This window comes from Burkholderia stagnalis, assembly GCF_902830275.1.
GTDB classification, from domain to species: Bacteria; Pseudomonadota; Gammaproteobacteria; order Burkholderiales; family Burkholderiaceae; genus Burkholderia; species Burkholderia stagnalis.
In genome coordinates this window covers 14,688-39,100 of record NZ_CADESW010000028.1, presented here as the reverse complement: position 1 = coordinate 39,100, position 24,413 = coordinate 14,688, and the positions used below count along the sequence as shown (strand labels likewise).

Genomic DNA, 24,413 nt, shown 5'->3' with positions numbered 1-24,413 from the left:
ACGCCCCGGCCACCGGCCTCTGCTATAGTCCCTCCATCCCTGTCCTTCACTGCCCTTTCCGACGCGTGGACCAAATTCCCTTATGGGCGCAAATCGGCGCCGTCTTCCTGCTTCTCCTCTGTTCCAGCTTCTTTTCCATTTCCGAGACTGCGATGATGGCGCTCAACCGCCATCGGCTGAAGCATCTCGCCGGCCAGGGCGCGCTCGGCGCGAAAACCACCCAGGGCCTGCTCACGCGCACCGACCAGCTGCTCAGCGTGATCCTGATCGGCAACAACCTGTTCAACACGATCATCCCGGTCCTCACGACGTCGATCGCCCTGCACACCTTCGGCCGTAACAACCTCGCGCTGTCGATCGCGACCGGCATCGTCGCGTTCCTGATCATCGTGTTCGCCGAAATCGCGCCGAAGATCGCCGGCGCGACGTTCCCGGAGCGCATCGCGCTGCCCGCGAGCCTCGTCATCGCACCGCTGATGCGCGTGCTCAAGCCGATCGTCTGGTTCGTCAACGCGCTCGCGCACGGTGTGCTGCGGGTGCTGCGCATCGACACGGGGAAGGGCCGCGATCAGCGGCTGTCGGCCGACGAGCTGCGCACCATCGTGCTCGAGTCGAGCAGCTTCATGCCGACCAAGCACCGCAGCATCCTGCTCAACCTGTTCGACCTGGAAAACATCACCGTCGACGACGTGATGGTGCCGCGCCGCCAGATCGAATCGCTCAACTTCTACGCGCCGCTCGACGACATCCTGCACCAGCTCGAGACCTGCTATCACAACCGCCTCGTGGTCTATGAGGGCGACATCGACAAGGTGCTCGGCGTGCTGCACGTGCGCAAGACGCTGACGGCGCTGCACAACCAGGATTTCGACCGCGAGACGCTGCGCACACTGCTCGCCGAGCCGTACTACGTGCCGTCAGGCACGCCGGTGTTCCAGCAGCTGCAGTTTTTCCAGGAATCGCGCCAGCGCACCGCATTGATCGTCAACGAATATGGCGAGCTCGAAGGCCTCGTCACGCCCGAGGACATCATCGAGGAGCTGATCGGCGAGTTCACGACGTCGATGCCGCGCAGCGAGCGCAAGGGCGGATGGGACGAGAACGGCGAGTGCATCGTCGCCGCGAGCATGCCGCTGCGCGAACTGAACCGCTGGCTGCACCTGAAGCTGCCGACCGACGGGCCGAAGACGCTCAACGGCCTGATCCTCGAAGTCCTCGAGGAGATCCCCGAAGACGACGTGTGCCTGAAGATCGGCGACGTGATGCTCGAAGTGATGCGCAGCGACGACCAAGCCGTGCGCACCGTCAAGCTCTTCAGGCCGCGCCCGTCGCGCGGCGCCCGCGGGCTCAAGCGTTAGCCGGACGGACGACTGCCGGCGCCGCCGTTGCCGCGCGACCATGCGAAGGTCACGGTAACCAGGCGGCCGACGCGCCGGCATCGATGCTTTTCACCCCCTCTGACGGGACGCCCGCGATCCCCGATCCCGCTCCCGCATCCATTTCCCGCCCGCTCGACGCAACCCAGCTCGACGACGCACCCGCCGTGCGGCTGCTGACGGACACGCTGCACGCCGCATCGCACCGCGAAGCATCCGACATTCATGTCGAGCCGTTCGAGACGGGCTGGCGCATCCGCCTGCGCGTCGACGGCGTGCTGCACGAACACGCGCGGCCGCCCGCGCACCTGCGGGACGCGCTCGTCACGCGCATCAAGGTGCTCGCGCGCATGGACATCGCCGAACGCCGCGTCCCGCAGGACGGCCGGCTGCGCGTCGCGCTCGCCGCCGGCCGGCGCGGCGACTACCGCGTCAGCTCGCTTCCCACGCTGTTCGGCGAAAAGCTCGTGCTGCGCCGGCTCGAAACGCTGCCGCCGGACCTCACGCTCGCGCGCCTGGGCTTCGATGCGCAACAGGCCGATGCGATGGAAGCGGCGATCCGCGCGCCGCACGGCCTCGTGCTCGTCACCGGGCCGACGGGCAGCGGGAAGACGCTGTCGCTGTATTGCGCGCTGCAAATGCTCGATCGCGATGCGCGCAACATCTGCACGGTCGAGGATCCGGCCGAGATCCAGCTCGACGGCATCAATCAGGTCGGCGTCGCCGAGAAGGCCGGGCTGACCTTCGCAACCGCGCTGCGCGCACTGCTGCGGCAGGATCCGGACATCATCATGGTCGGCGAGATCCGCGACGCGGAGACGGCCGACGTCGCGATCAAGGCCGCGCAGACCGGGCACCTCGTGCTGTCGACGCTTCACACGAACGACGCGCCGGCCGCCATCACGCGGCTGCTCGACATCGGCGTGGCGCCATACAATCTCGCGGCGGCGCTGCGTCTCGTCACCGCGCAACGCCTCGTGCGCCGGCTGTGCGCGGCATGCCGCACGATGTCCGACGCGCCGCCGCGCCTGCTGCGGGAAGCCGGCTGCGAGCCGGCGGCGCTGGCGGCCGGGTGGCGGCCGTTCGTCGCACGCGGCTGCGCCGAATGCCATGGCATCGGCTATCGCGGCCGCATCGGCCTGCACCAGACGATGCCGGTTTCGTCCGGCCTCGCGGAGCGGATCGTCGCGCGCGCAAGCGTCGGCGAACTCGCCCGGCAGGCGGTGGGCGAAGGCGTGAGCAGCCTGCGCGATGCCGCGCTCGCGCGCGTCGCGGACGGCACGACGAGTCTCGCGGAAGCGCTCGCCGCGACGCCGGACGCATGACCGTGCACACCCCGCCGCGCGAGACCCGCTTTGCGTGGCGCGGCCGCCGTCACGATGGCACGCCTTGCCACGGCACCGTGATCGCGTTCGATGCCGCCGGCGCGCGGGCCATGCTCGCGCGCACCGGCATCGCCGTGCTGTCGCTCGCTGCGCGCGGCGCGGCCCGGCCGCCGATCGCCCGCGCCCGGGACGTCACCCGCTTCACGCGCCAGCTCGCCAGCCTGCTGCAGGCCGGCCTGCCGCTCGCGCCGTCGCTGGAGACGCTCGCACGCACCCGCGGGCCCGACGGCATGCCGCGCATCGCGGCCGGCCTCGCGCGCGAGATCGTCGACGGCCGCCGTTTCGCCGCCGCCCTCGCCCGCTACCCGTCGCAATTCGGTGCGCTGTATCGCCAGCTGATCGAGGTCGGCGAAACGTCCGGCGCGCTCGGCACGGTGCTGACGCGCGTCGCCGATCATCGCGAACGCTCGGACGCGCAGCGGCGCAAGCTGCGCGCCGCGCTCGCGTACCCGGTGTCGGTCATCCTGTTCGCACTCGCGATCACGATTGCGCTGATGCTGTGGGTCGTGCCGACCTTTCGCCAGATCTTCGACGGGTTCGGCGCGGCGTTGCCGGCACCGACCCGCGTGCTGCTCACGCTTGCATCCGCCACGTCCGCGTGGGGTGCGCCGTTGCTGGCGGGCCTCGCGTTGGCAAGCGCGGCCGCGCGCCACGCGATCCGGCATTCGCCCGCGCTGCGCTTCTCGCTCGCCCGGCACCTGCTGCGCGCGCCGCTCGTCGGCAATGCGCTGAGCCGCTTCGCGGCCGCGCGATGGTGCCGTTCGCTCGCGACGCTGCTCGGGGCCGGCGTGCCGCTCGCGGATGCCTTCGCGACCGTCGAGCGCACCGCCGGCCATCCGGTCTTCGAGCAGGCAACCGCGCGCATCGCGGCGCGCGTGCTGCACGGTGCGCGGCTCGCCGACGCGATGCATGCGGCCGGCTGCTTTCCGGACGACGTCGTGCAGCCGATCGCCGTCGCGGAGGAAACCGGCGCGCTCGACACGATGCTCGCCGACATCGCCGCCCTGTGCGAGCGCCAGCTCGACGCGCAGCTCGATGCGCTCGCCGCGCTCGGCGAACCGCTGATCGTGATCGTCCTCGGCGCGCTGGTGGGCAGCCTGGTCGTCGCGATGTATCTGCCCATCCTTCAGCTCGGCAACGTGGTGTAGCATCGCAACCGAATCTGTCGCCTTTAGTCCGATCACCACCCAACATGACGCCCGTGCCCCTGTACGCCGCCCCCGATTCGCCCGCGAGTGCGCTGTCCGCGCTGGCACTGCTGCCGCCCGCCGTGCAGTACGCATTCGCCATCGTGCTCGGGCTGTGCGTCGGCAGCTTCCTCAACGTGGTCGTGCACCGGCTGCCCGTGATGATGAAGCGCGCGTGGCACGCCGAGATCGCCGAAGCAACGGGCGCGAGCGCGGAGCCCGACGACGGGTATCCGACGCATTACGACTTGTGGCGGCCGCGCAGCGCCTGCCCGCATTGCGGCCACGTGCTGCGCGCGTGGGAGAACATCCCGCTCGTCAGCTACCTGCTGCAGCGCGGGCGCTGTCGCAGCTGCGGCCACCCGATCGGTGCGCGCTACCCGCTGATCGAACTGGCGGGCGCGCTGCTCGCCGCCGGCTCGCTCGCGTCGTTCGGGCCCACCGTCGCCGCGCTGGCCGCGTTCGGCCTGTGCGCGGCGCTGCTCGCGATGAGCGCGATCGACATCCAGACCGGCTACCTGCCCGATTCGATGACGCTGCCGCTGCTGTGGGCCGGGCTCGTGCTCAATCTCGGCGGCACGTTCGCGTCGCTGCGCGCGGCAGTGATCGGCGCGATGGCCGGCTACCTGTTCCTGTGGTCGATCTACTGGCTGTTCCGATTGCTGCGCGGCATCGAGGGCATCGGCTTCGGCGACCTCAAGCTGCTTGCCGCGCTCGGCGCGTGGATGGGCTGGGCCGCGCTGCCGCAGGTGGTGCTGTTCGCCGCGGTGACGGGCGCGATCGTCGGGCTCGCGGCAACCTGGCGCGGCCGCATGCGCTTCGAGGAGCCGATTCCGTTCGGCCCGTTTCTTGCGGCCGGCGGCGCCGCGACGCTGTTTTTCGGCACCCCTTTCTATTCGGCGCTCGGAGGCTGACATGTTTGCGGTAGGACTCACCGGCGGCATCGGCAGCGGCAAGACGACCGTCGCCGACCTGTTCGCTGCGCGCGGCGCGACGATCGTCGACACCGACCTGATCGCCCACCGCATCACCGCGCCGGGCGGGCTCGCAATGCCCGCGATCGAGCAGGCGTTCGGCCCCCGGTTCGTCGCGGCGGACGGCTCGCTCGACCGCGCGAAGATGCGCGCGCTGATCTTCAGCGACGATGCCGCGCGGCGGCGTCTCGAGGCGATCACGCATCCGCTGATCCGCGCGGAGACCGATCGCGAAGCACGAGAGGCGCAAGGCGCATACCTGATGTACGTGGTGCCGCTGCTCGTCGAATCCGGCAGCTGGAAAGCGCGGGCCGATCGCGTGCTCGTCGTCGATTGCGACGTCGAGACCCAGATCGCGCGCGTGATGCGCCGCAACGGTTTCACGCGCGAGCAGGTCGAGGCGATCGTCGCGCGGCAAGCGACGCGCGATGCCCGCCTTGCCGCCGCCGACGACGTCATCGTCAACGATGCAACGACGCCCGATGCGCTCGCCGCCCAGGTCGATGCGCTGCACCAGCGCTATCTCGCATGCGCAGCCGCGGCAAAATGAGCACCGCGCGGCAGCTTCGCGCATGCACCACGCACGCAATGATGGTGCACGAAATTGGCGCGTTGCTAGGGTAGAGCGTGGGCATTAGAATGTCCTGCATTGTTTCACCCCCTACCCTAGAGGCGAGCGCGCTTGATTCTTTACGAGTATCCGTTCAATGAGCGAATTCGCACGTTGCTGCGCCTCGAAGACCTGTTCGAGCGCTTCGCGTTCTTTTTGGCTCAAGAAGACGCGCGGGAACATCACGTCGCGCTGACGACGCTGTTCGAAATCGCCGAAGTCACGGGCCGTGCGGATCTGAAGTCGGATCTGCTGAAGGAGCTCGAACGCCAGCGCCAGACGCTCGCCCCGTTTCGCGGCAATCCCGGCATCGAACAGAACGCGCTCGAGGCCGTGCTCGGCGAGATCGAGCAGACGCTCGCGAACCTCACGCAGATGCAGGGCAAGACGGGCCAGCACCTCGTCGACAACGAGTGGCTCGCGAGCATCCGCAGCCGCGCGGTGATTCCCGGCGGCACCTGCAAATTCGATCTGCCGTCGTACTACGCATGGCAGCAATGGCCCGCGGAGCAGCGGCGCCAGGACATTGCCAAGTGGATCCTGCCGCTGCTGCCGCTGCGCGATGCGGCGGCGATCGTGCTGCGCCTCGCGCGCGAGTCCGGCCAGGCGTCGAAGGTGATGGCGATGCAGGGCAGCTATCAGCAGATGCTGTCCGGTCGCAGCTATCAACTGATGCAGGTGCGCGTGGCGCCCGAGCTGCGCGTGATTCCCGAGGCAAGCGCGAACAAGTACATGCTGTGGGTGCGGTTCACCATGCAGGACGGCGATGTCCGGCCGCGTGCCGTGGACATCGACGTACCGTTCCACCTGACCCTGTGCAATCTGTAACGGCCATGTGCCGGATCGACGCTTTCGTATGACTACCGTTGTGAAATGCCCGTCCTGCGGCGCCGACGTGCGCTGGACGCCTGAAAATCGCTTCCGTCCCTTCTGCTCCGCGCGCTGCAAGCAGCTCGATCTCGGCGCATGGGCCGCGGAAAAATACCGGATCGGTGGATCGGACGACTCGCCGCTGTCCGAGGAAGACGACAGCACGGACGGGCGCCGCCCGAGCTGAACCGGCGCACGACGCGATGCGGCCCGCCTCCCGGCGCGCCGCCCGGCCTCAGCGTTGCGCTTCGTCCTTCGCGAGCAGTTCGAGCACCGGCAGCGCCGCGGGCAACAGCGGCGCGACATCGACCGGCAGGTGCTGCCAGACGAATGCCTGCCCTTCCTTGCTGTGCGGCTCGCCGCGCCAACCCGTCACCTTGCAGAAGTAGAGCCGCACGTACGCGTGCGGATAATCGTGCTCGAGCGTATGCCAGCGGTGGCATGCGGTGACGACGATGCCGAGCTCCTCGTGCAGTTCGCGCGCGAGCGCGTCCTCGACGCTTTCCCCCGCTTCGAGCTTGCCGCCCGGAAACTCCCAGTAGCCCTCATACGGCTTGCCCTTCAGCCGCTGCGCGAGCAGGTAGCGGCCGTCCGGCTGCACCATGATGCCGACCGCGACCTCGGTCACCTTCCGGCCGTCGGGCGCGCGCACGGCGCCCGGTGCGAGATCCGTGCTCATGCCTGCTCCTTGCGTCCCGACCAGTCGCGCGCGAACTGCCACGCGACGCGCCCGGAGCGCGAACCGCGCTCGAGCGCCCACACCAGCGCATCGCCGCGCGCCTGCTCGATTTCCGCGTCGCCGCAACCGAAATGGCGCAGCCAGTGCGCGACGATGCCGAGGTAATCGTCCTGCTTGAACGGATAGAAGCTGACCCACAGGCCGAAGCGCTCGGACAGCGAGATCTTTTCCTCGACGACCTCGCCCGGATGGATCTCGCCGTCGGGCAGGTGCTTGTACGTCTCGTTGTCGCTCATGTACTCGGGCAGCAGATGGCGCCGGTTCGACGTCGCGTAGATCAGCACGTTGTCCGACTGCGCGGCGATCGAGCCGTCGAGGGCGACCTTCAGCGCCTTGTAGCCCGATTCGCCTTCCTCGAACGACAGGTCGTCGCAGAACACGATGAAGCGCTCGGGACGCTGCGCGATCAGGTCGACGATGTCGCCGAGATCATGCAGGTCGTCCTTGTCGACCTCGATCAGGCGCAGCCCGTCGTTCGCGTATGCGTTCAGGCACGCCTTGATCAGCGACGACTTGCCGGTGCCGCGCGCGCCCGTCAGCAGCACGTTGTTGGCCGGCTTGCGCTGCACGAATTGCCGCGTGTTCTGCTCGATCAGCCCTTTCTGGCGATCGATGTTGTGCAGGTCGGCGAGCGTGATCGACGACACGGCCGGCACCGGCTGCAGATAACCGCGCCCCTGGCGCTTGCGCCAGCGGAACGCGTGCGCGGCAGTCCAGTCGACCGCCGCCGACGCGGGCGGCAGCATCGCCTCGAGGCGGCCGAGCAGCGTTTCCGCGCGCGCCAGGAACTGTTCGAGCTTGTCCATGATGTCTCGTGCGCCCCCGTTCAGGAGCGGTAGTCCGCGTTGATGCTCACGTAGTCATGCGACAGGTCGCAGGTCCAGATCGTCGCCTGCGCGTCGCCGCGGCCGAGCAGCACGCGGATCGTGATCTCGCTCTGCTTCATCACGCGCTGACCGTCCTCTTCCTGGTAGGCCGGGTTGCGGCCGCCCGCCTTCGCGACCAGCACGTCGTCGAGATACAGGTCGATCTTGCCGACATCGAGATCGGCGACGCCCGCGTAGCCGATCGCCGCGAGAATGCGGCCGAGGTTCGGATCCGATGCGTAGAACGCCGTCTTCACGAGCGGCGAGTGGCCGATCGCGTAGGCGATCTGGCGGCATTCGGCGACGTCCTTGCCGCCCTCGACCTGCACCGTGATGAACTTCGTCGCGCCTTCGCCGTCGCGCACGATCAGTTGCGACAGCACCTGCGCGACCTCGGTGACCGCATCGCGCAGCGCCGCGTAGGCGGGCGAATCGGTCGACGTGATCGCCGGCAGCGTGCTCTTGCCGGATGCGATCAGGATGAACGAGTCGTTGGTCGACGTGTCGCCGTCGATCGTGATGCAGTTGAACGAGCGGTTCGCGACTTCCTTCACGAGCGTGTCGAGTACCGGCTGGGCGACGTTCGCGTCGAACGCGAGGAAGCCGAGCATGGTCGCCATGTTCGGCTTGATCATGCCCGCGCCCTTGCTGATGCCGGTCAGCGTGACCGTGTGGCCGTCGATCGTCACCTGGCGCGAAGTCGCCTTCGGCAGCGTGTCGGTCGTCATGATCGCCTGCGCCGCGTCGTACCAGTTCGCGGCCTTGCGGTTCGCGAGCGCTGCCGGCAGGCCGGCCTTCAGGCGGTCGATCGGCAGCGGCTCGAGGATCACGCCCGTCGAGAACGGCAGCACCTGCGCCGGCTCGATGCCGGCGAGACGCGCGAGCTCCGCGCAGGTTTCGCGCGCGTTCGCGAGGCCCGGCTCGCCGGTGCCCGCGTTCGCGTTGCCGGTGTTGACGACCAGCGCGCGAATGCCCGCGCCGCCCGCGCGCACCTTCGCCAGATGTTCGCGGCACACCGTCACGGGCGCGGCGCAGAAGCGGTTCTCGGTGAACACGCCCGCGACCGTCGCGTCGCCGTCGACGGAAATGACCAGCACGTCCTTGCGGTTCGGCTTGCGGATGTTGGCTTCCGCCCAGCCCAGCGTGACGCCGGCGACGGGATGCAGTTGGGCGGGATCGATCGACGGGAAATTGACAGCCATGAGAAACACCTGCCGGAAGGAAAATGCCGGCGCGTGCCGGCATCGATTGAACGAACCGGCGGCCGCATGCGCGGGCCGCCGCAACTCACATCACCATTCAACGCTGCAAACGACGCGGCGCGCTCATCGCGCGCCGCATTCGATCACGACAGCTTGCCGTGACAGTGCTTGTACTTCTTGCCGCTGCCGCACGGGCACGGATCGTTGCGGCCGACCTTCGGCAGCTCGCCGCCGGGGCCGCTGTGGGTCATCGCGCTGCCGACCATCTCGGCAGTCGCCGCCGCGGCTGCAACCGCCGCGCCGCCGGCCACCGGCGCGCCCGCCTCGGCGAACTCGGCATGCTGATACTCGACGTTCTCGAGCTGGCCGCTGCCGCGTTCCTCGATCTGCTCGGCGGCTTCCTCGAGCTGCTCCGGCGACTGGATCTGCACGTTCATCACGATCCGCGTGACTTCCTGCTTGATCGCCTCGAGCATCGCGGCGAACAGCTCGAACGCCTCGCGCTTGTATTCCTGCTTCGGGTTCTTCTGCGCGTAGCCGCGCAGGTGGATGCCCTGGCGCAGGTGGTCGAGCGCCGCGAGGTGCTCGCGCCACAGGCGGTCGACCGACTGCAGCATCACCGAGCGCTCGAACGCGCTGAACGACTCGCGGCCGACCAGCGCGACCTTCGACTCGTACTGCTCGTCGGCGGCGGTCGTCACGGCCTCGAGAATCTCGTCCGCCGTGATCGACGACGACTCGTTCACCATTTCCTGGATCGCGAGATCGAGCTGCCAGTCGTTGCGCAGCGCTTCCTCGAGCTCGGGGATATCCCACTGCTCTTCGATGCTGCCTGCCGGCACGAACTGGCGGACCACGTCGCCGAGCACGCCGTGGCGCATCGCGCCGATCGTCTCGGTGATGTCGTGCGCCTCGAGCAGCTCGTTGCGCTGCTGGTAGATGACCTTGCGCTGGTCGTTCGACACGTCGTCGTATTCGAGCAGCTGCTTGCGGATGTCGAAGTTGCGCGCCTCGACCTTGCGTTGCGCGGATTCGATCGAACGCGTGACGATGCCAGCCTCGATCGCCTCGCCTTCCGGCATCTTCAGGCGATCCATGATCGCGCGCACGCGGTCGCCCGCGAAGATGCGCAGCAGCGGATCGTCCAGCGACAGGTAGAAGCGCGACGAGCCCGGATCGCCCTGGCGGCCCGCACGGCCGCGCAACTGGTTGTCGATCCGGCGCGACTCGTGACGCTCGGTGCCGATGATGTGCAGGCCGCCCGCGGCCTTCACCTGCTCGTGCAGCGTTTCCCACTCGTCGTGCAGCTTCTGGATGCGGCGCGCCTTTTCGTCCGCCGGAATCGACTCGTCGGCCTCGATGAACGCGGCCTGCTTCTCGGCGTTGCCGCCGAGCACGATGTCGGTACCGCGGCCCGCCATGTTGGTCGCGATCGTGACGCGCTGCGGGCGCCCCGCCTCGGCGACGATCGCCGCTTCGCGCGCGTGCTGCTTCGCGTTCAGCACCTCGTGCGGCAGCCCGGCCTGCTTCAGCAGGTGCGACAGCAGCTCGGAGTTCTCGATCGACGTCGTGCCGACCAGCACCGGCTGGCCGCGCTCGTAGCATTCGCGGATGTCGCGGATCACCGCGTCGTAGCGTTCCTTGGCCGTCTTGTAGATCTGATCCTGCTTGTCGATCCGCTTCGGCGGACGGTTGGTCGGGATCACGACCGTCTCGAGACCGTAGATCTCGTTGAATTCGTACGCTTCGGTATCGGCGGTGCCGGTCATGCCCGACAGCTTCGCGTACATCCGGAAGTAGTTCTGGAACGTGATCGACGCGAGCGTCTGGTTCTCGCTCTGGATCTTCACGTGCTCCTTCGCCTCGACCGCCTGGTGCAGGCCGTCGGACCAGCGGCGGCCCGCCATCAGGCGGCCCGTGAACTCGTCGACGATGACCACTTCGCCTTCCTGCACGACGTAGTGCTGATCCTTGTGGAACAGCGTGTGCGCGCGCAGCGCCGCGTACACGTGGTGCATCAGCGTGATGTTCTGCGGCGCGTACAGGCTCTCGCCGTCGCCGATCAGGCCCCACTCGGCAAGCAGGCGCTCGGCCTTCTCGTGGCCCGCTTCCGTCAGGAACACCTGGCGGCCCTTCTCGTCGAGCGTATAGTCGCCCGGCTTCTCGACGCCGGTGCCGTCCGCCTTCTCCTCGCCGATCTGGCGCTCGAGCAGCGGCGGCAGCGCGTTCATCCGCACGTAGAGATCGGTGTGGTCCTCGGCCTGGCCGGAGATGATCAGCGGCGTGCGCGCCTCGTCGATCAGGATCGAGTCGACCTCGTCGACCACCGCGAAGTTGAGCGCGCGCTGCACGCGCGCGTCGGTCTCGTAGACCATGTTGTCGCGCAGGTAGTCGAAGCCGAACTCGTTGTTCGTGCCGTACGTGATGTCGGACGCGTACGCCTGCTGCTTCTGCTCGTGCTCCATGCCGGACAGGTTGATGCCGACCGACAGCCCGAGGAAGTTGTAGAGGCGCGCCATCCACTCGGCGTCACGCTGCGCGAGATAGTCGTTCACCGTCACGACGTGCACGCCGCGGCCCGACAGCGCGTTCAGGTATACGGGCAGCGTCGCGACGAGCGTCTTGCCTTCGCCGGTGCGCATTTCGGCGATCTTGCCGTAATGGAGCACCATGCCGCCGATCAGCTGCACGTCGAAGTGCCGCATCTTGAGCACCCGGCGGCTCGCCTCGCGGCACACCGCGAACGCCTCGGGCAGCAGCTTGTCGAGCGACTCGCCGGCCGCGACCCGCTGGCGGAATTCGTCCGTCTTGCCGCGCAACTGGTCGTCCGTCAGCTTCTCGATCTGCGTTTCGAGCGCATTGATCGCCGCGACGGTCTTTTGATATTGCTTGACGAGCCGCTGGTTGCGGCTGCCAAAAATTTTCTGGAGAAAACCGGTTGTCATCGGATCGGATCCTGCGTCGCAGCACCGGCGCCCGGCGCGCGTCGCGCGCCCCGACGCCCGAGCCTCGGCGGCTTAGCGTATGAGTGAATACAAACGTCGAATTTTAGCACGCGAGGAAGCGTGCGCCCGTGTCCGGGCCGGACGGCCGACCCGGCCGCCCCCACCCGGCGCAATGGCGGCCAGGCGGGCCACGCGCCCGCCGACGCGGGTACAATCGTCGGCGTCAGACTACGCGCGCCACCGCACCCGAAGAAAGCCTCGATGAACCGATTTTCCAAGCGTTTCGGCCCGCTCGGCCCGTATCGTCCGCAACCCGTGTCCGAGGTGCTCGGCCGCACCGACGCGTTCGCGGCGCTGCGCGCCGGCGTCGAGCAGATCGCCGCGCTGCAGCGCGACCTCGCCACGCTGCTGCCCGACTATCTCGCCAGCCACGTCGAGCCGGGCTTCATCAAGGATGGCGTCCTGACCCTGTTTGCAGCACACAACGCGCTGGCCGCGCGGCTGCGCCAGGTCGAACCGCGGCTGCTCGGCGAGCTCCAGCAGCGCGGCTGGCCGGTGACGTCGCTGCGCGTGCGCATACGGCCGAAGGACGCGCCGCCGCCGCCGCACGTGAAGCAGGCGCGGATGACGTCCGTCGGCGCCGAGGCGCTGCGCGAGCTGGCCGACCACCTCGAGCCGTCGCCGCTGCAGGCGGCGCTCGCGCGAATGGCCGCCCGCCACGGCGCGAAGACGCCGCGCTGACCACCCGCTCCGCAACGCACACGCGCCAGAATGCAAAAAAGCGGCCCGCAGGCCGCTTTTTCTTATATCAGCGCTTACAGCGCGCTCAGGCGAATGCCGTCTGCGTATCGAACGCGAAGCCGCTCGGGGCGGTCGACGGATCGTCGAACGTAACGATTTCGTACGCATCCTCGTGCGCGAGCAGTTCGCGCAGCAGCGCGTTGTTCAGCCCATGCCCCGACTTGTACGCGGTGTACGACGCCAGCAGCGGATGGCCGACCACGTAGAGGTCGCCGATCGCATCGAGCATCTTGTGCTTCACGAACTCGTCGTCGTAGCGCAGCCCGTCGTTGTTCAGGATGCGGTACTCGTCGAGCACGATCGCGTTGTCCATGCTGCCGCCGCGCGCCAGGCCCAGCTCGCGCATCATCTCGACCTCGTGCGCAAAACCGAACGTGCGCGCACGCGCGATCTCGCGCACGTACGACGTGTTCGCGAAATCGACCTCGAGCTCCTGGCCGGTCTTGTCGACCGCCGGATGGCGGAAGTCGATCGTGAACTTCAGCTTGAAGCCGAAATAGGGGTCGAGGCGCGCAAACTTGTCGCCATCGCGGATTTCCACCGGCTTCGTGACCTTGATGAACCGCTTCGGCGCATTCTGCTCTTCGATGCCGGCCGACTGGATCAGGAACACGAACGACGCTGCGCTGCCGTCCATGATCGGGATTTCCTCGGCGGTCACGTCAACGTACAGGTTGTCGATGCCGAGACCCGCACACGCGGACATCAGGTGCTCGACGGTCGACACGCGCGCGCCATCCTTCTGCAGGACCGACGCGAGCCGCGTGTCGCCGATCGACATCGCCGATGCCGGGATGTCGACGGGGGTCGGCAGGTCGACGCGCGAAAACACGATACCCGTGCCCGGCGCGGCGGGACGGAGCGTCAGTTCAACCTTGCGGCCCGAGTGGAGACCAATACCCACGGTCTTCACGATCGATTTGATGGTGCGCTGCTTCAACATGGTGTTCTTCGTCTTGATTGAAGATATCAATCAGGCGTTATATTCGATAGGCGAGATTATAGCGTAAATCCCTATTCGCCGCAGTTTGAAACTGCGTATCAATCTGTATCGGCCGTTTACCCCAGCCGATACGGGACGGGCCGATGCCCGGAACGGAGGCGTTTCCGGTCATCAGCCCGTGTTACAAACTGCCCTGCGGCCGATACGCCGTGTTGCCCGCAGGCAACGGCGCACCGCGCAATCAGGGCGTCAACATTGCCAGCACACTCGCCGCATCGCTCACTTCGAACTTGCCCGGCGCTTCGACGGCCAGCGTCTTGACCACACTGTCGTCGACCACCATCGCGTAGCGCAGGGAGCGAATCCCCATGCCGCGCGCGGACAAATCCTGCGTCAGCCCCAGCGCATGAGTGAAAGCCGCGCTGCCGTCCGCCATCATGCGCACCTTGCCCGCGGTGTGCAGATCACGTCCCCAAGCGCCCATCACGAATGCGTCGTTGACGGACACGCACCAGATCTCGTCGATGCCGGCCGCGCGCAATGCGTCGGCGTGCTCGACATAGCCCGGCACGTGTTGCGCCGAACAGGTCGGCGTGAAAGCGCCGGGCAATCCGAAGATCACCACCCGCTTGCCCGCCGTCTGCTCGCGCACGCTGCGGGCGTTCGGCCCCAGCGTACAGCCGTCGCGCGCGTCGTCGATGAACTCGAACAGTTGCGCGTCGGGCAGCGCGTCGCCCACTTGAATCATGGCTGGTCCCTCATAGCGATACGGTCAGTCGCGTGACACGGACAGCACGGCCCATCCCGCCTCGCCGAAGCGAAGAGGGCACGTTTCCCGGCCCGGCGTCGCATCCGACGCGGCCTGTCACGGTCCGTAGCATCCGTCACGCCGGCTCCGCCGCGGCGACCCCGCCGCGGCTTCGCCCGTGTGCCTCAGTCAGCCTGCTTGCGCAGGAAAGCCGGGATGTCGTACGTGTCGACACCCTTCTCCTGCAGCGCTTGCACGTGCGACGCCGCGGTTTCGCGCGAGTTGCGCCACACGGCCGGCGTGTCCAGCGCGCCGTAGTCGGCCGTGCTGACGTGATGCGCCGGTGCGTAGCTGTTGTGCGACACCGCGTTGATCGGCTGGTTGTCCGTGCCGGTGCGCAGCAGCGTCATCGGCGCCGACTGCTGCTTCTTCGCCGCACGGCCGAGGCCCGTCGCGACCACCGTCACGCGCAGCGCGTCGCCCATCGCGTCGTCGTACACCGCACCGAAGATCACCGTCGCGTCTTCCGCCGCGTAGCTCTTGATCGTGTTCATCACTTCGCGCGTTTCCGACAGGCGCAGCGAACGGCTCGACGTGATGTTGACCAGCACGCCGCGCGCGCCCGACAGGTCGACGCCTTCGAGCAGCGGGCTCGCCACGGCCTGTTCCGCCGCGAGGCGCGCGCGATCGACGCCGGCGACCGTCGCCGTGCCCATCATCGCCTTGCCCTGCTCGCCCATCACCGTCTTCACGTCTTCGAAGTCGACGTTGACCAGACCGTCGACGTTGATGATTTCCGCGATGCCTGCCACCGCGTTGTTCAACACGTCGTCCGCGCACTGGAAGCACTTGTCCATCTCGGCGTCGTCGCCCATCACGTCGAACAGCTTGTCGTTCAGCACGACGATCAGCGAGTCGACGTGATCCTCCAGTTGCTGCGAGCCGGCTTCGGCAACACGCATCCGCTTGCCGCCTTCGAATTCGAACGGCTTGCTGACGACGCCGACCGTCAGAATGCCCATCTCCTTCGCGATCTGCGCGACGACCGGGGCTGCGCCCGTGCCGGTGCCGCCGCCCATGCCGGCGGTGATGAACACCATGTGCGCGCCGCGCAGCGCGTCGGCGATGCGCTCACGCGCTTCCTCGGCCGCCGCACGGCCCATTTCCGGCTTCGCGCCGGCGCCGAGGCCGGTGTTGCCGAGCTGGATCACCGATGGCGCACGCGAACGCGACAGCGCCTGCGCGTCCGTGTTCATCACGATGAAGTCGACGCCTTGCACGCCGCGGTTGATCATGTGCTGCACGGCATTGCCGCCAGCGCCGCCAACACCCACCACCTTGATGATGGTGCCGTTGGTTTCGGTTTCCAGCATTTGGAATTCCATTGTTGCCTCCGTCAAGAAAATTACCGCTACTCGGCCGTTATTCGGCAGGAGATCGGGCAACCCCCTGTCGCGCGCCAGCCGCCGGCACCGGCGCGAATTTCGATTCGGTTCGTCAGAAGTTGCTCAGGAACCATTCCTTCATCCGCGAGAAGATCTGTCCCGCGTTGCCGGACTGCACGGCGACCTTGCGGCCGCGCATGCGCTGAGCACTGCCTTCCACGAGCAGCCCCATCGCCGTCGAATAGCGCGGATTGCGCACGACGTCGGCCAGGCCGCCCGCGTATTCCGGCGCGCCGATGCGCACCGGTTTCAGGAAAATGTCTTCGCCGAGCTCGACCATGCCCGGCATCATCGCCGCGCCGCCGGTAATGACCACGCCGGAGCTCAGGAGTTCTTCGTAACCCGACTCGCGCACGACCTGCTGCACCAGCGAGAACAGCTCCTCGACGCGCGGCTCGATCACCGCGGCAAGCGCCTGGCGCGACAGCGTGCGCGGGCCGCGTTCGCCGAGGCCCGGCACTTCGACCATCTCGTCCGGATCGGCGAGCGCCTGCTTCGCGATCCCGTAGCTGACCTTGATGTCTTCCGCGTCCGGCGTCGGCGTGCGCAGCGCCATCGCGATGTCGCTCGTGATCTGGTCGCCGGCGATCGGGATCACCGCGGTGTGGCGGATCGCGCCTTCCGCGAAGATCGCGATGTCGGTCGTGCCGCCGCCGACGTCGACCAGCACCACGCCGAGATCCTTCTCGTCCTCGGTCAGCACCGCGAGCGACGACGCGAGCGGCTGCAGGATCAGGTCGTTCACTTCCAGCCCGCAGCGGCGCACGCACTTGACGATGTTCTGCGCGGCGCTCACCGCGCCCGTCACGATGTGCACCTTCACCTCGAGGCGGATGCCGCTCATGCCGATCGGCTCGCGCACGTCTTCCTGGCCGTCGATGATGAATTCCTGCGTGAGGATGTGCAGCACCTGCTGGTCGGTCGGGATGTTGATCGCCTTCGCGGTCTCGATCACGCGCGCGACGTCGGTCTGCGTGACTTCCTTGTCCTTGATCGCGACCATCCCGCTCGAGTTGAAGCTGCGGATATGGCTGCCGGCGATCCCCGTGAACACGTTGGTGATCTTGCAGTCGGCCATCAGCTCCGCTTCCTCGAGCGCGCGCTGGATCGACTGCACGGTGGCCTCGATGTTCACCACCACGCCTTTTTTCAGACCTTTCGATTCGCTCTGGCCGAGGCCGATCACCTCGTAGTGACCCTCGCCCTTCAGCTCGGCGACGACGGCCACCACCTTCGACGTGCCGATGTCGAGGGAAACCAGCAGATCCTTGTAGTCTTTGCTCATAAAGTGCTCTTGCGTGTGATCTCTCGTTACTTCTTGCGCTTGTCGGTATCGGTCAGGAACCGCATGCCCGCCGCGCGGATCGCGAATCCGTTCGGATAGCGCAGGTCCGCGTACTCGATGTCGTTGCCCCAGCGTTCGGTGACGGCAGGCCATGCGGCAACGAGACGCTGGCTCCGGTCGTGCAGGGTTTCGCTGTTGCGCTCCTTGCCCAGCTCCACCTGCATCCCGTTCGACAGCTTCACCGTCCATGCATAGCGTGCCGACAGCGTCACTTCCTCCGGCGCCGCCTTCAGCGGCGCGAACCACTTCGAGAAGTCGCGATACCGCGCGACGACTTCCTTCGCGCTGCCTTCCGGCCCGTCGAACGCGGGCAGTTCCGCGTCGAGCTCGCCCTGGTTCGCGGTGAACAGCTCGCCGTCGACGCTCACCAGCTGGTTGCTGCCCCACGTCCCGAGCGGTTTGTACTCCTCGAGCGTGACAGCCAGCGCATTCGGCCACACCCGGCGCACGCTCGCGTGGCGCACCCACGGCATCTGCTCGAACGCGACCCGCGCCGTATCGAGATCGACGGTGAAGAAATTGCCCTTCAGCCGGCCGACCACGCCCGCGCGCACGGTCGGCGCGTTGATGTGGTCGGTGTCGCCGTCGATCTGGATCGCGCGCAGCGCGAACGTCGGACGCTGGATCAGCCAGTAGCAGCCGGCCGCCGCCAACACGAGCAGCAGCAGCGCGTACAGCGCGCTGGCGGCAAGGTTGAGTTGGCGAACGTTGTTCCACATGACGTCGTTCCGTTCCTGCTTCAGTCGTTGAGCGTGAGCGACAGCACTTTCACCACCAGCTCCGAATAGCTGATGCCGATCGCGCGCGCCGCTTTCGGCGGCAGCGAGTGATCGGTCATGCCGGGCGCCGTGTTCACTTCCAGGAAGTACGCGTTGCCGTCGGCGTCGAGCATGAAATCCGCGCGGCCCCAGTCGGTGCAGCCCAGCACGTCGAACGCGCGGCGCGCGAGGCGCTTCAGTTCCGCTTCCTGGCCGGCGGGCAGGCCGCACGGGATCAGGTACTGTGTATCGTCGGCGACGTACTTCGCGTGGTAGTCGTAGAACTCGCCGGCCGGCACGATCTTGATCAGCGGCAGGTCGAGATCCGCGGCGATGCACGCGGTGTATTCGCCGCCGCCCTCGATGCTCTTCTCGACGATCACGATCTTGTCGTGCGCCGCCGCTTCCGCGAGCGCGGCCGGCAGCGCGTCGGCCGTCTTCACCTTCAGCACCGCGACGCTCGACCCCTCGCTCGCCGGCTTCACGAACAGCGGCAGGCCGAGCTTCGCGACGATCTGCGCCGCGCTCGCCGCGTAATCGTCGCCGCGCAGCACCGTCTCGAACGGCGGCGTCGGCACGCCCGTCTGCTGCCACACGAGCTTCGTGCGGAACTTGTCGAGGCCGAGCGCCGAGCCCAGCACGCCGCTGCCCGTGTAGCGGATTCCGTAGAAATCGAGCGCGCCCTGGATCTGGCCGTTCTCGCCGTAGCCGCCGTGCAGCGCGTTGAACGCGCGCTCGAAGCCCTCTTCCTTCAGCGCCGACAGCGGCCGCTCGGCCGGGTCGAACGGATGCGCGTCGACGCCTGCGTCGCGCAGGCCCTGCAGCACGAGCCGGCCCGACGTGAGCGACACCTCACGCTCCGCGGACTCGCCGCCGAACAACACCGCCACCTTGCCGAAACGTTTCGGATCGATCCCGCTCATGTCATGCCTTCTGTTGTGTGTGCTGCGCGAGCTTCGCCGGCACGCCGCCGATCGAGCCCGCACCCATCGTGATCACCACGTCGCCGTTGCGGGCGACCTTCGTCAATGCGTCCGGCACGTCGTCGACCGTCGCGACGAACACCGGGTCGACCTTGCCCACCGTGCGCAGCGCGCGCGACAGCGCATCGCCGTTGGCGGTCGTGATCGCCGCCTCGCCCGCCGCGTAGACCTCGGTCAGCACCAGCGCATCGACCGTCGACAGCACGTTGACGAAATCGTCGAAGCAGTCGCGCGTGCGCGTGTAGCGGTGCGGCTGGAACGCCAGCACGAGGCGGCGGCCCGGGAACGCGCCGCGCGCGGCCGCGATCGTCGCCGCCATCTCGACCGGGTGATGGCCGTAGTCGTCGATCAGCGTGTAGGCGCCGCCGTCCGCCGCCGGCACCTCGCCGTAGCGCTGGAAGCGCCGGCCCACGCCGTTGAATTCCGCGAGCGCCTGCTGGATCGCGTCGTCCGCCACGCCGAGATCCGTCGCGATCGCGATCGCTGCGAGCGCGTTCTGCACGTTGTGCAGGCCCGGCAGGTTCAGCACGACCGCGAGCGGCGCGCGCCCTTCGCGGATCACCGTGAAATGCATGCGGCCGTCGCGCGCGTCGATGTCTTCCGCGCGCACCTGCGCGTCCGGCGACAGCCCGTAGCGCACCACCGGCTTCGAGATGAACGGGATGATCTGCCGCACGTTCGGATCGTCGACGCACACGACCGCGCTGCCGTAGAACGGCAGGCGCTGCGTGAATTCGATGAACGCCTGCTTGAGCCGCGCGAAATCGTGGCCGTAGGTGTCCATGTGGTCGGCGTCGATGTTCGTGATGACTTCGATCACCGGATACAGGTTCAGGAACGACGCGTCCGACTCGTCGGCCTCGGCGACGATGAAGTCGCCCGTGCCGAGCCGCGCGTTCGCGCCGGCGCTGATCAGCCGCCCGCCGATCACGAAGGTCGGGTCGAGGCCGCCCGCGGCGAGCACGCTCGCGACGAGGCTGGTGGTCGTGGTCTTGCCGTGCGTGCCGGCGATCGCGATGCCCTGCTTCAGGCGCATCAGCTCGGCGAGCATCACCGCGCGCTGCACGATCGGCACGCGCTTCGCGCGCGCGGCCAGCACTTCCGGGTTGTCCGAGCGCACGGCCGTCGATACGACGACCGCGTTCGCGCCCTCGATGTTCGCCGCGTCGTGGCCGATCGCGATGCGCGCGCCGAGCGCCTCGAGGCGATCCGTCACCGCATTGCGCGACAGGTCCGAGCCGCTGACCTGGTAGCCGAGATTGACGAGCACTTCCGCGATGCCGCTCATGCCGGCACCGCCGATCCCGACGAAATGGATGTGTTTGACGATGTGTTTCATTGCAGTTGTTCCAGGTTCGCACCGGCCACCTTCGCGCAGACCCGCGCGACTTCATCGGTGGCATCCGGCTTCGCCAGCGAGCGCGAACGCTCCGCCATGTCCGCGAGCGACGCCCGCGACTGGCTGCGCAGCCAGTCGGCGAGCAACTCGGCCGACAGGTCGCGTTGTTGCACCAGGACCGCCGCGCCCGCCTCGGCGAGGAAGGCGGCGTTGGTCGTCTGGTGGTCGTCGACCGCGTACGGGAACGGCACGAACAGCGCCGCCACGCCCACCGCGGCGATTTCCGATACGGTCATCGCGCCCGAGCGGCAGATCACGAGATCCGCCGCCGCATAGGCGGCCGCCATGTCGTCGATGAACGGCACGAGCCGCACGTCGTCGCCCGCCACGAAACCGGCCGCGTCGTAGTTCGCCTTCAGCGCTTCGATGTGCTTCGCGCCCGCCTGATGCACGATGCGCGGCCGCTCGCCGGGCGCCAGTTGCGCCAGCGCGCGCGGCACGACTTCGTTCAGCGCGGCGGCGCCGAGGCTGCCGCCGACGACCAGCACGTTCAGCGGCCCGCTGCGCGCCGCATAGCGTGCCTGGGGCGGCGCCGTGCGTGCAAGTTCCGCGCGAATCGGGTTGCCGGTCCATTCGGCGTGCGGCAGCGCGTCCGGGAACGCGACGAGCACGCGCTTCGCGAGCTTCGCAAGCACCTTGTTCGCGAGGCCCGCGATCGAATTCTGTTCGTGCAGCACGAGCGGACGGCCGGACAGCGCCGTCATCACGCCCGCCGGGAACGTGATGTAGCCGCCCATCCCGAGCACCACGTCCGGCCGCACCCGGCGCAGCGCGCCGAGGCTCTGCCAGCAGGCGCGCAGCAGGTTGAACGGCAGCTGCAGCTTGGTCTTCAGCCCCTTGCCGCGCACGCCGCCGAACCGCACGTACTCCATCGGGATGCCGTGCTTCGGCACGAGCGTCGCTTCCATCCCGGCCGGATTGCCGAGCCACACGACGCGCCAGCCCGCCGCTTCCATCCGGTGCGCGACCGCGAGCCCCGGGAACACGTGGCCCCCGGTGCCGCCTGCCATCACCATCAACGTGCGCCGTGCCGCGGTCATACCTTCCCTCCGCGCATCAGCACCCGGTTCTCGTAATCGACCCGCAGCAGCACCGCGAGCGCGACGCAGTTCAGCAGGATGCCCGAGCCGCCGTAGCTCACGAGCGGCAGCGTCAGGCCCTTGGTCGGCAACAGGCCGAGGTTCACGCCCATGTTGATGAACGCCTGCGCGCCGAACCAGATGCCGACGCCCTTCGCGGTCAGGCCGGCGAACGTGCGGTCGAGCGCGAGCGCCTGGCGGCCGATCTCGAACGCGCGGCGCACGATCCAGTAGAACAGCAGGATCACGACCATCACGCCGACGAAGCCGAGTTCCTCGCCGATCACCGCGAGGATGAAGTCGGTATGCGCTTCCGGCAGGTAGTTCAGCTTCTCGACGCTGCCGCCGAGGCCGACGCCGAACCATTCGCCGCGGCCGAACGCGATCAGCGAGTGCGTGAGCTGGTAGGCCTTGCCCTGCGCGTAGCGCTCGTCCCACGGGTCGAGATACGCGAAGATCCGCTCGCGACGCCACGGCGACAGCCAGACGAGCATCGTGAACGTGCCGACCGCCGTCGCGACGAGGCCGCCGAACAGCTTGCCGTTCACGCCGCCGAGGAACAGCACGCCCATCGCGATCGCGGCGATCACCATGAACGCGCCCATGTCCGGCTCGAGCAGCAGCAGCGCGCCGACGAGGCCGACCGCGCAGGCCATCGGCAGGAAGCCCTTCGCGAAGCTCTGCATGTATTCCTGCTTGCGCACCGTGTAGTTCGCCGCGTAGATCGTCACCGCGAGCTTCATGACTTCCGACGGCTGCATGTTCGTGATGCCGAGCGGGATCCAGCGGCGCGCGCCGTTCACGCCCTTGCCGACGTGCGGGATCAGCACGATCACGAGGCTGACCAGCGCAATCAGGAAGAGATGCGGCGCGTACTTGTCCCACGTCGACACCGGCACGCGGAACGCGATCACCGCCGCGACGAACGCGACGACGAGCGACACGCAGTGGCGCAGCAGGAACGCGTAATCGCGATACGACGCGTATTTCGGCGAATCCGGCATCGCGATCGACGCCGAATACACCATCACGACGCCGAGCCCGATCAGCGCGATCGCGACCCACAGCAGCGAGTAGTCGAAGTCGAGCATCCGCGAGCGGCTCGGCCGCACGCCGTTGACGACGCTCGCGAGCCCGCCCGTCGCGGCCCGCGTGGCCGACGCGACGCGGCCGCCGGCGGCATTGCCGCCGGCGTCGCGCTGACCGGTGAAACGGGAGGCAAGGCGATCCGACCAGCTCATGGCGTCGCTCCTTTATCGAGGGCGAGATCGTCCACCGCGCGACGGAACACGTCCGCGCGATGGGCATAGCTCTTGAACATGTCGAAGCTCGCGCAGGCAGGCGACAGCAGCACCGCGTCGCCCGGCTCCGCGAGGCTGCCGGCCGCGCGCACCGCTTCTTCGAGCGTCGCATGATCGGCGAGCGGCACGCCCGTTTCCGCGAGCGCGTCGCGAATCGCCGGCGCGTCGCGGCCGATCAGCAGCACCGCGCGGCACCAGCGCGCGACCGGCGCCGCGAGCGGCGTGAAATCCTGACCCTTGCCGTCGCCGCCGGCGATCAGCACGATCCGCTGCGCGAGACCGTCGAGCGCCGCAACCGTCGCGCCGACGTTCGTGCCCTTGCTGTCGTCGACGTAGTCGACGTCGTCGAGCGTCGCGATCAGCTCGACGCGGTGCGCCTCGCCGCGGTATTCGCGCAGCGCATGCAGCAGCGGCGCGGCCGGCAGGTCGATCGCGCGCGCGAGCGCGAATGCGGCGAGCGCGTTCGCCGCGTTGTGCAGGCCGCGGATGCGCAGCGCGTCGGCCGGCATCAGGCGCTTCTGCGCGATGTCCGGCGTGTGCGCCGCTTCCCGCTTGCGGCGGCGGCCCGTCGCCGGCTCGTCGGTCGCATCGCGATCGATCGCCTCGACGAGCCATGCGATGCCGTTGTCGCGCGACAGCCCGTAATCGCCCTCGTGCGCCGGCTCGTTCAGCCCGAACGTGACCGTGCGCGCCGCATCGGCCGCGCCCGCGGCCGGCGCGAACTTCATCACCGCCGCGTCGTCGCGGTTCAGCACGCGCGTGGTCGTCGCGCCGAAGATCCGGCCCTTGGCCACCGCATACGCGTCGAAGCTGCCGTGCCAGTCGAGGTGGTCCTGCGTGATGTTGAGGATCGCGGCCGCGTCCGGCGCGAAGGTGCGTGCAGTCTCGAGCTGGAAGCTCGACAGTTCGAGCACCCAGACGTCCGGCAGCGCGGTGGCGTCGATCGCGGCCGCAAGCCGGTCGAGCATCGCCGGGCTGATGTTGCCCGCCACGCCGACCTTCTTGCCCGCGCGCTCGCACAACAGGCCGGTGAGGCTCGTCGTCGTGGTCTTGCCGTTGGTGCCCGTGATCGCCAGCACCTTCGGCTGATAGCCGCTCGCGCCGAGCGCGCGCAGCGCCTGCGCGAAGAACTCCAGCTCGCCCCACACCGCGACGCCGCGCTCGCCGGCCGCCGCGATCAGCGCCGCGAGCGCCGGCTCGAGCGGCGACAGGCCGGGGCTCAGCCCGACGATCTCGACGCCGCCGTCGAGCAGCGCGGGCGTGAACGGCCCGCCGACGAATTCCGCATCGATGCCTTCGGCCTGCAGCGCGGCAAGGTTCGGCGGCGCCTCGCGGGTATCGGCAATACGCAGGCGGCACCCGTGCCTCGCGCACCACCGCGCGATCGCGAGGCCCGATTCGCCGAGCCCCAGCACCAGCACCATCGGCCGTTGCCGATCTCCAAACATCTCGCCAGA

Annotated in this window: 22 protein-coding genes; 8 read left to right on the top strand and 14 right to left on the bottom strand. The window is 68.3% G+C overall.

The features are described from left to right. Window positions 1-65: 65 nt before the first annotated feature. From HWY45_RS32550 to HWY45_RS32520, 7 genes are all read left to right on the top strand, one after another. Window positions 66-1,358, top strand: coding sequence for an HlyC/CorC family transporter (locus HWY45_RS32550; RefSeq protein WP_059564578.1), 1,293 nt, complete (start codon window positions 66-68; stop codon window positions 1,356-1,358). An 83-nt stretch (window positions 1,359-1,441) separates the two neighbouring features. Beyond that, on the top strand, window positions 1,442-2,701 hold the full coding sequence (locus tag HWY45_RS32545) for a GspE/PulE family protein (protein ID WP_059878707.1): 1,260 nt from the start codon (window positions 1,442-1,444) through the stop codon (window positions 2,699-2,701). After that, complete coding sequence (locus HWY45_RS32540; protein WP_059878704.1) at window positions 2,698-3,909, top strand: type II secretion system F family protein; 1,212 nt, start codon at window positions 2,698-2,700, stop codon at window positions 3,907-3,909. The genes HWY45_RS32545 and HWY45_RS32540 overlap by 4 nt, the downstream gene beginning before the upstream one ends. A 44-nt stretch (window positions 3,910-3,953) precedes the next feature. Next, a complete protein-coding gene (locus tag HWY45_RS32535; protein ID WP_059564581.1) occupies window positions 3,954-4,862 on the top strand; it encodes a prepilin peptidase in 909 nt (302 codons plus the stop codon). A gap of 1 nt (window position 4,863) precedes the next feature. Further along, a complete protein-coding gene (gene coaE, locus HWY45_RS32530; protein WP_059878701.1) occupies window positions 4,864-5,472 on the top strand; it encodes a dephospho-CoA kinase in 609 nt (202 codons plus the stop codon). A 132-nt stretch (window positions 5,473-5,604) separates the two neighbouring features. Then, window positions 5,605-6,360 (top strand): cell division protein ZapD, encoded by a 756-nt coding sequence (gene zapD / locus HWY45_RS32525; RefSeq protein ID WP_059878699.1) that lies wholly within the window; start codon window positions 5,605-5,607, stop codon window positions 6,358-6,360. Window positions 6,361-6,388: 28 nt separating this feature from the next. Further along, window positions 6,389-6,589, top strand: coding sequence for a DNA gyrase inhibitor YacG (locus HWY45_RS32520; RefSeq protein WP_059564583.1), 201 nt, complete (start codon window positions 6,389-6,391; stop codon window positions 6,587-6,589). Window positions 6,590-6,637: 48 nt separating this feature from the next. On the opposite strand, the gene HWY45_RS32515 is transcribed toward HWY45_RS32520, so the two are convergent. The 4 genes from HWY45_RS32515 to secA all read right to left on the bottom strand — a co-directional run bounded on the left by HWY45_RS32515 (window position 6,638) and on the right by secA (window position 12,154). Then, window positions 6,638-7,081, bottom strand: coding sequence for an NUDIX domain-containing protein (locus tag HWY45_RS32515; RefSeq protein WP_059564584.1), 444 nt, complete (start codon window positions 7,079-7,081; stop codon window positions 6,638-6,640). After that, window positions 7,078-7,947, bottom strand: a complete 870-nt coding sequence (locus tag HWY45_RS32510) for an ATP-binding protein (RefSeq protein ID WP_059564585.1) — start codon at window positions 7,945-7,947, stop codon at window positions 7,078-7,080. Before HWY45_RS32510 ends, HWY45_RS32515 begins: the two co-directional genes overlap by 4 nt. Before the next feature lie 20 nt (window positions 7,948-7,967). Further along, window positions 7,968-9,209 carry a bifunctional glutamate N-acetyltransferase/amino-acid acetyltransferase ArgJ gene (gene argJ / locus HWY45_RS32505; protein WP_059878694.1) on the bottom strand — a complete coding sequence of 414 codons (1,242 nt, stop codon included), beginning with the start codon at window positions 9,207-9,209 and terminating at the stop codon, window positions 7,968-7,970. A 143-nt stretch (window positions 9,210-9,352) separates the two neighbouring features. Then, window positions 9,353-12,154 carry a preprotein translocase subunit SecA gene (gene secA, locus HWY45_RS32500; RefSeq protein WP_059809182.1) on the bottom strand — a complete coding sequence of 934 codons (2,802 nt, stop codon included), beginning with the start codon at window positions 12,152-12,154 and terminating at the stop codon, window positions 9,353-9,355. Between the two features lie 261 nt (window positions 12,155-12,415). Here secA and HWY45_RS32495 point away from each other — a divergent pair, with 261 nt between their 5' ends. After that, window positions 12,416-12,895, top strand: a complete 480-nt coding sequence (locus tag HWY45_RS32495; protein WP_059564588.1) for a DciA family protein — start codon at window positions 12,416-12,418, stop codon at window positions 12,893-12,895. Between the two features lie 85 nt (window positions 12,896-12,980). Here the strand turns inward: HWY45_RS32495 and lpxC are convergent, their stop codons facing one another. From lpxC to murD, 10 genes are all read right to left on the bottom strand, one after another. Then, window positions 12,981-13,898 carry a UDP-3-O-acyl-N-acetylglucosamine deacetylase gene (gene lpxC, locus HWY45_RS32490; protein ID WP_059564589.1) on the bottom strand — a complete coding sequence of 306 codons (918 nt, stop codon included), beginning with the start codon at window positions 13,896-13,898 and terminating at the stop codon, window positions 12,981-12,983. Window positions 13,899-14,139: 241 nt separating this feature from the next. Further along, entirely contained in the window at window positions 14,140-14,646 is a 507-nt protein-coding gene (locus HWY45_RS32485; RefSeq protein ID WP_059564590.1) for a peroxiredoxin, read from the bottom strand. 185 nt (window positions 14,647-14,831) lie between these two features. Further along, the gene (ftsZ, locus tag HWY45_RS32480; RefSeq protein ID WP_017333468.1) at window positions 14,832-16,031 is read right to left on the bottom strand and encodes a cell division protein FtsZ; all 1,200 of its coding nucleotides are present in this window, start codon (window positions 16,029-16,031) and stop codon (window positions 14,832-14,834) included. A 112-nt stretch (window positions 16,032-16,143) separates the two neighbouring features. Next, on the bottom strand, window positions 16,144-17,376 hold the full coding sequence (gene ftsA / locus HWY45_RS32475; RefSeq protein WP_010091242.1) for a cell division protein FtsA: 1,233 nt from the start codon (window positions 17,374-17,376) through the stop codon (window positions 16,144-16,146). 26 nt (window positions 17,377-17,402) lie between these two features. Beyond that, window positions 17,403-18,155 carry a cell division protein FtsQ/DivIB gene (locus HWY45_RS32470; RefSeq protein ID WP_059564591.1) on the bottom strand — a complete coding sequence of 251 codons (753 nt, stop codon included), beginning with the start codon at window positions 18,153-18,155 and terminating at the stop codon, window positions 17,403-17,405. Window positions 18,156-18,175: 20 nt separating this feature from the next. Next, window positions 18,176-19,117, bottom strand: a complete 942-nt coding sequence (locus HWY45_RS32465) for a D-alanine--D-alanine ligase (RefSeq protein WP_059564592.1) — start codon at window positions 19,115-19,117, stop codon at window positions 18,176-18,178. A 1-nt stretch (window position 19,118) separates the two neighbouring features. Next, entirely contained in the window at window positions 19,119-20,516 is a 1,398-nt protein-coding gene (gene murC / locus HWY45_RS32460) for a UDP-N-acetylmuramate--L-alanine ligase (protein WP_059878686.1), read from the bottom strand. Continuing rightward, window positions 20,513-21,616: an undecaprenyldiphospho-muramoylpentapeptide beta-N-acetylglucosaminyltransferase gene (gene murG, locus HWY45_RS32455; RefSeq protein ID WP_059878684.1), complete on the bottom strand. Its 1,104-nt coding sequence runs from the start codon at window positions 21,614-21,616 to the stop codon at window positions 20,513-20,515. Before murG ends, murC begins: the two co-directional genes overlap by 4 nt. Further along, a complete protein-coding gene (gene ftsW, locus HWY45_RS32450; protein WP_059809167.1) occupies window positions 21,613-22,896 on the bottom strand; it encodes a putative lipid II flippase FtsW in 1,284 nt (427 codons plus the stop codon). Before ftsW ends, murG begins: the two co-directional genes overlap by 4 nt. After that, on the bottom strand, window positions 22,893-24,404 hold the full coding sequence (gene murD, locus HWY45_RS32445; RefSeq protein ID WP_059878681.1) for a UDP-N-acetylmuramoyl-L-alanine--D-glutamate ligase: 1,512 nt from the start codon (window positions 24,402-24,404) through the stop codon (window positions 22,893-22,895). The genes ftsW and murD overlap by 4 nt, the downstream gene beginning before the upstream one ends. Between the last annotated feature and the right edge of the window lie 9 nt (window positions 24,405-24,413).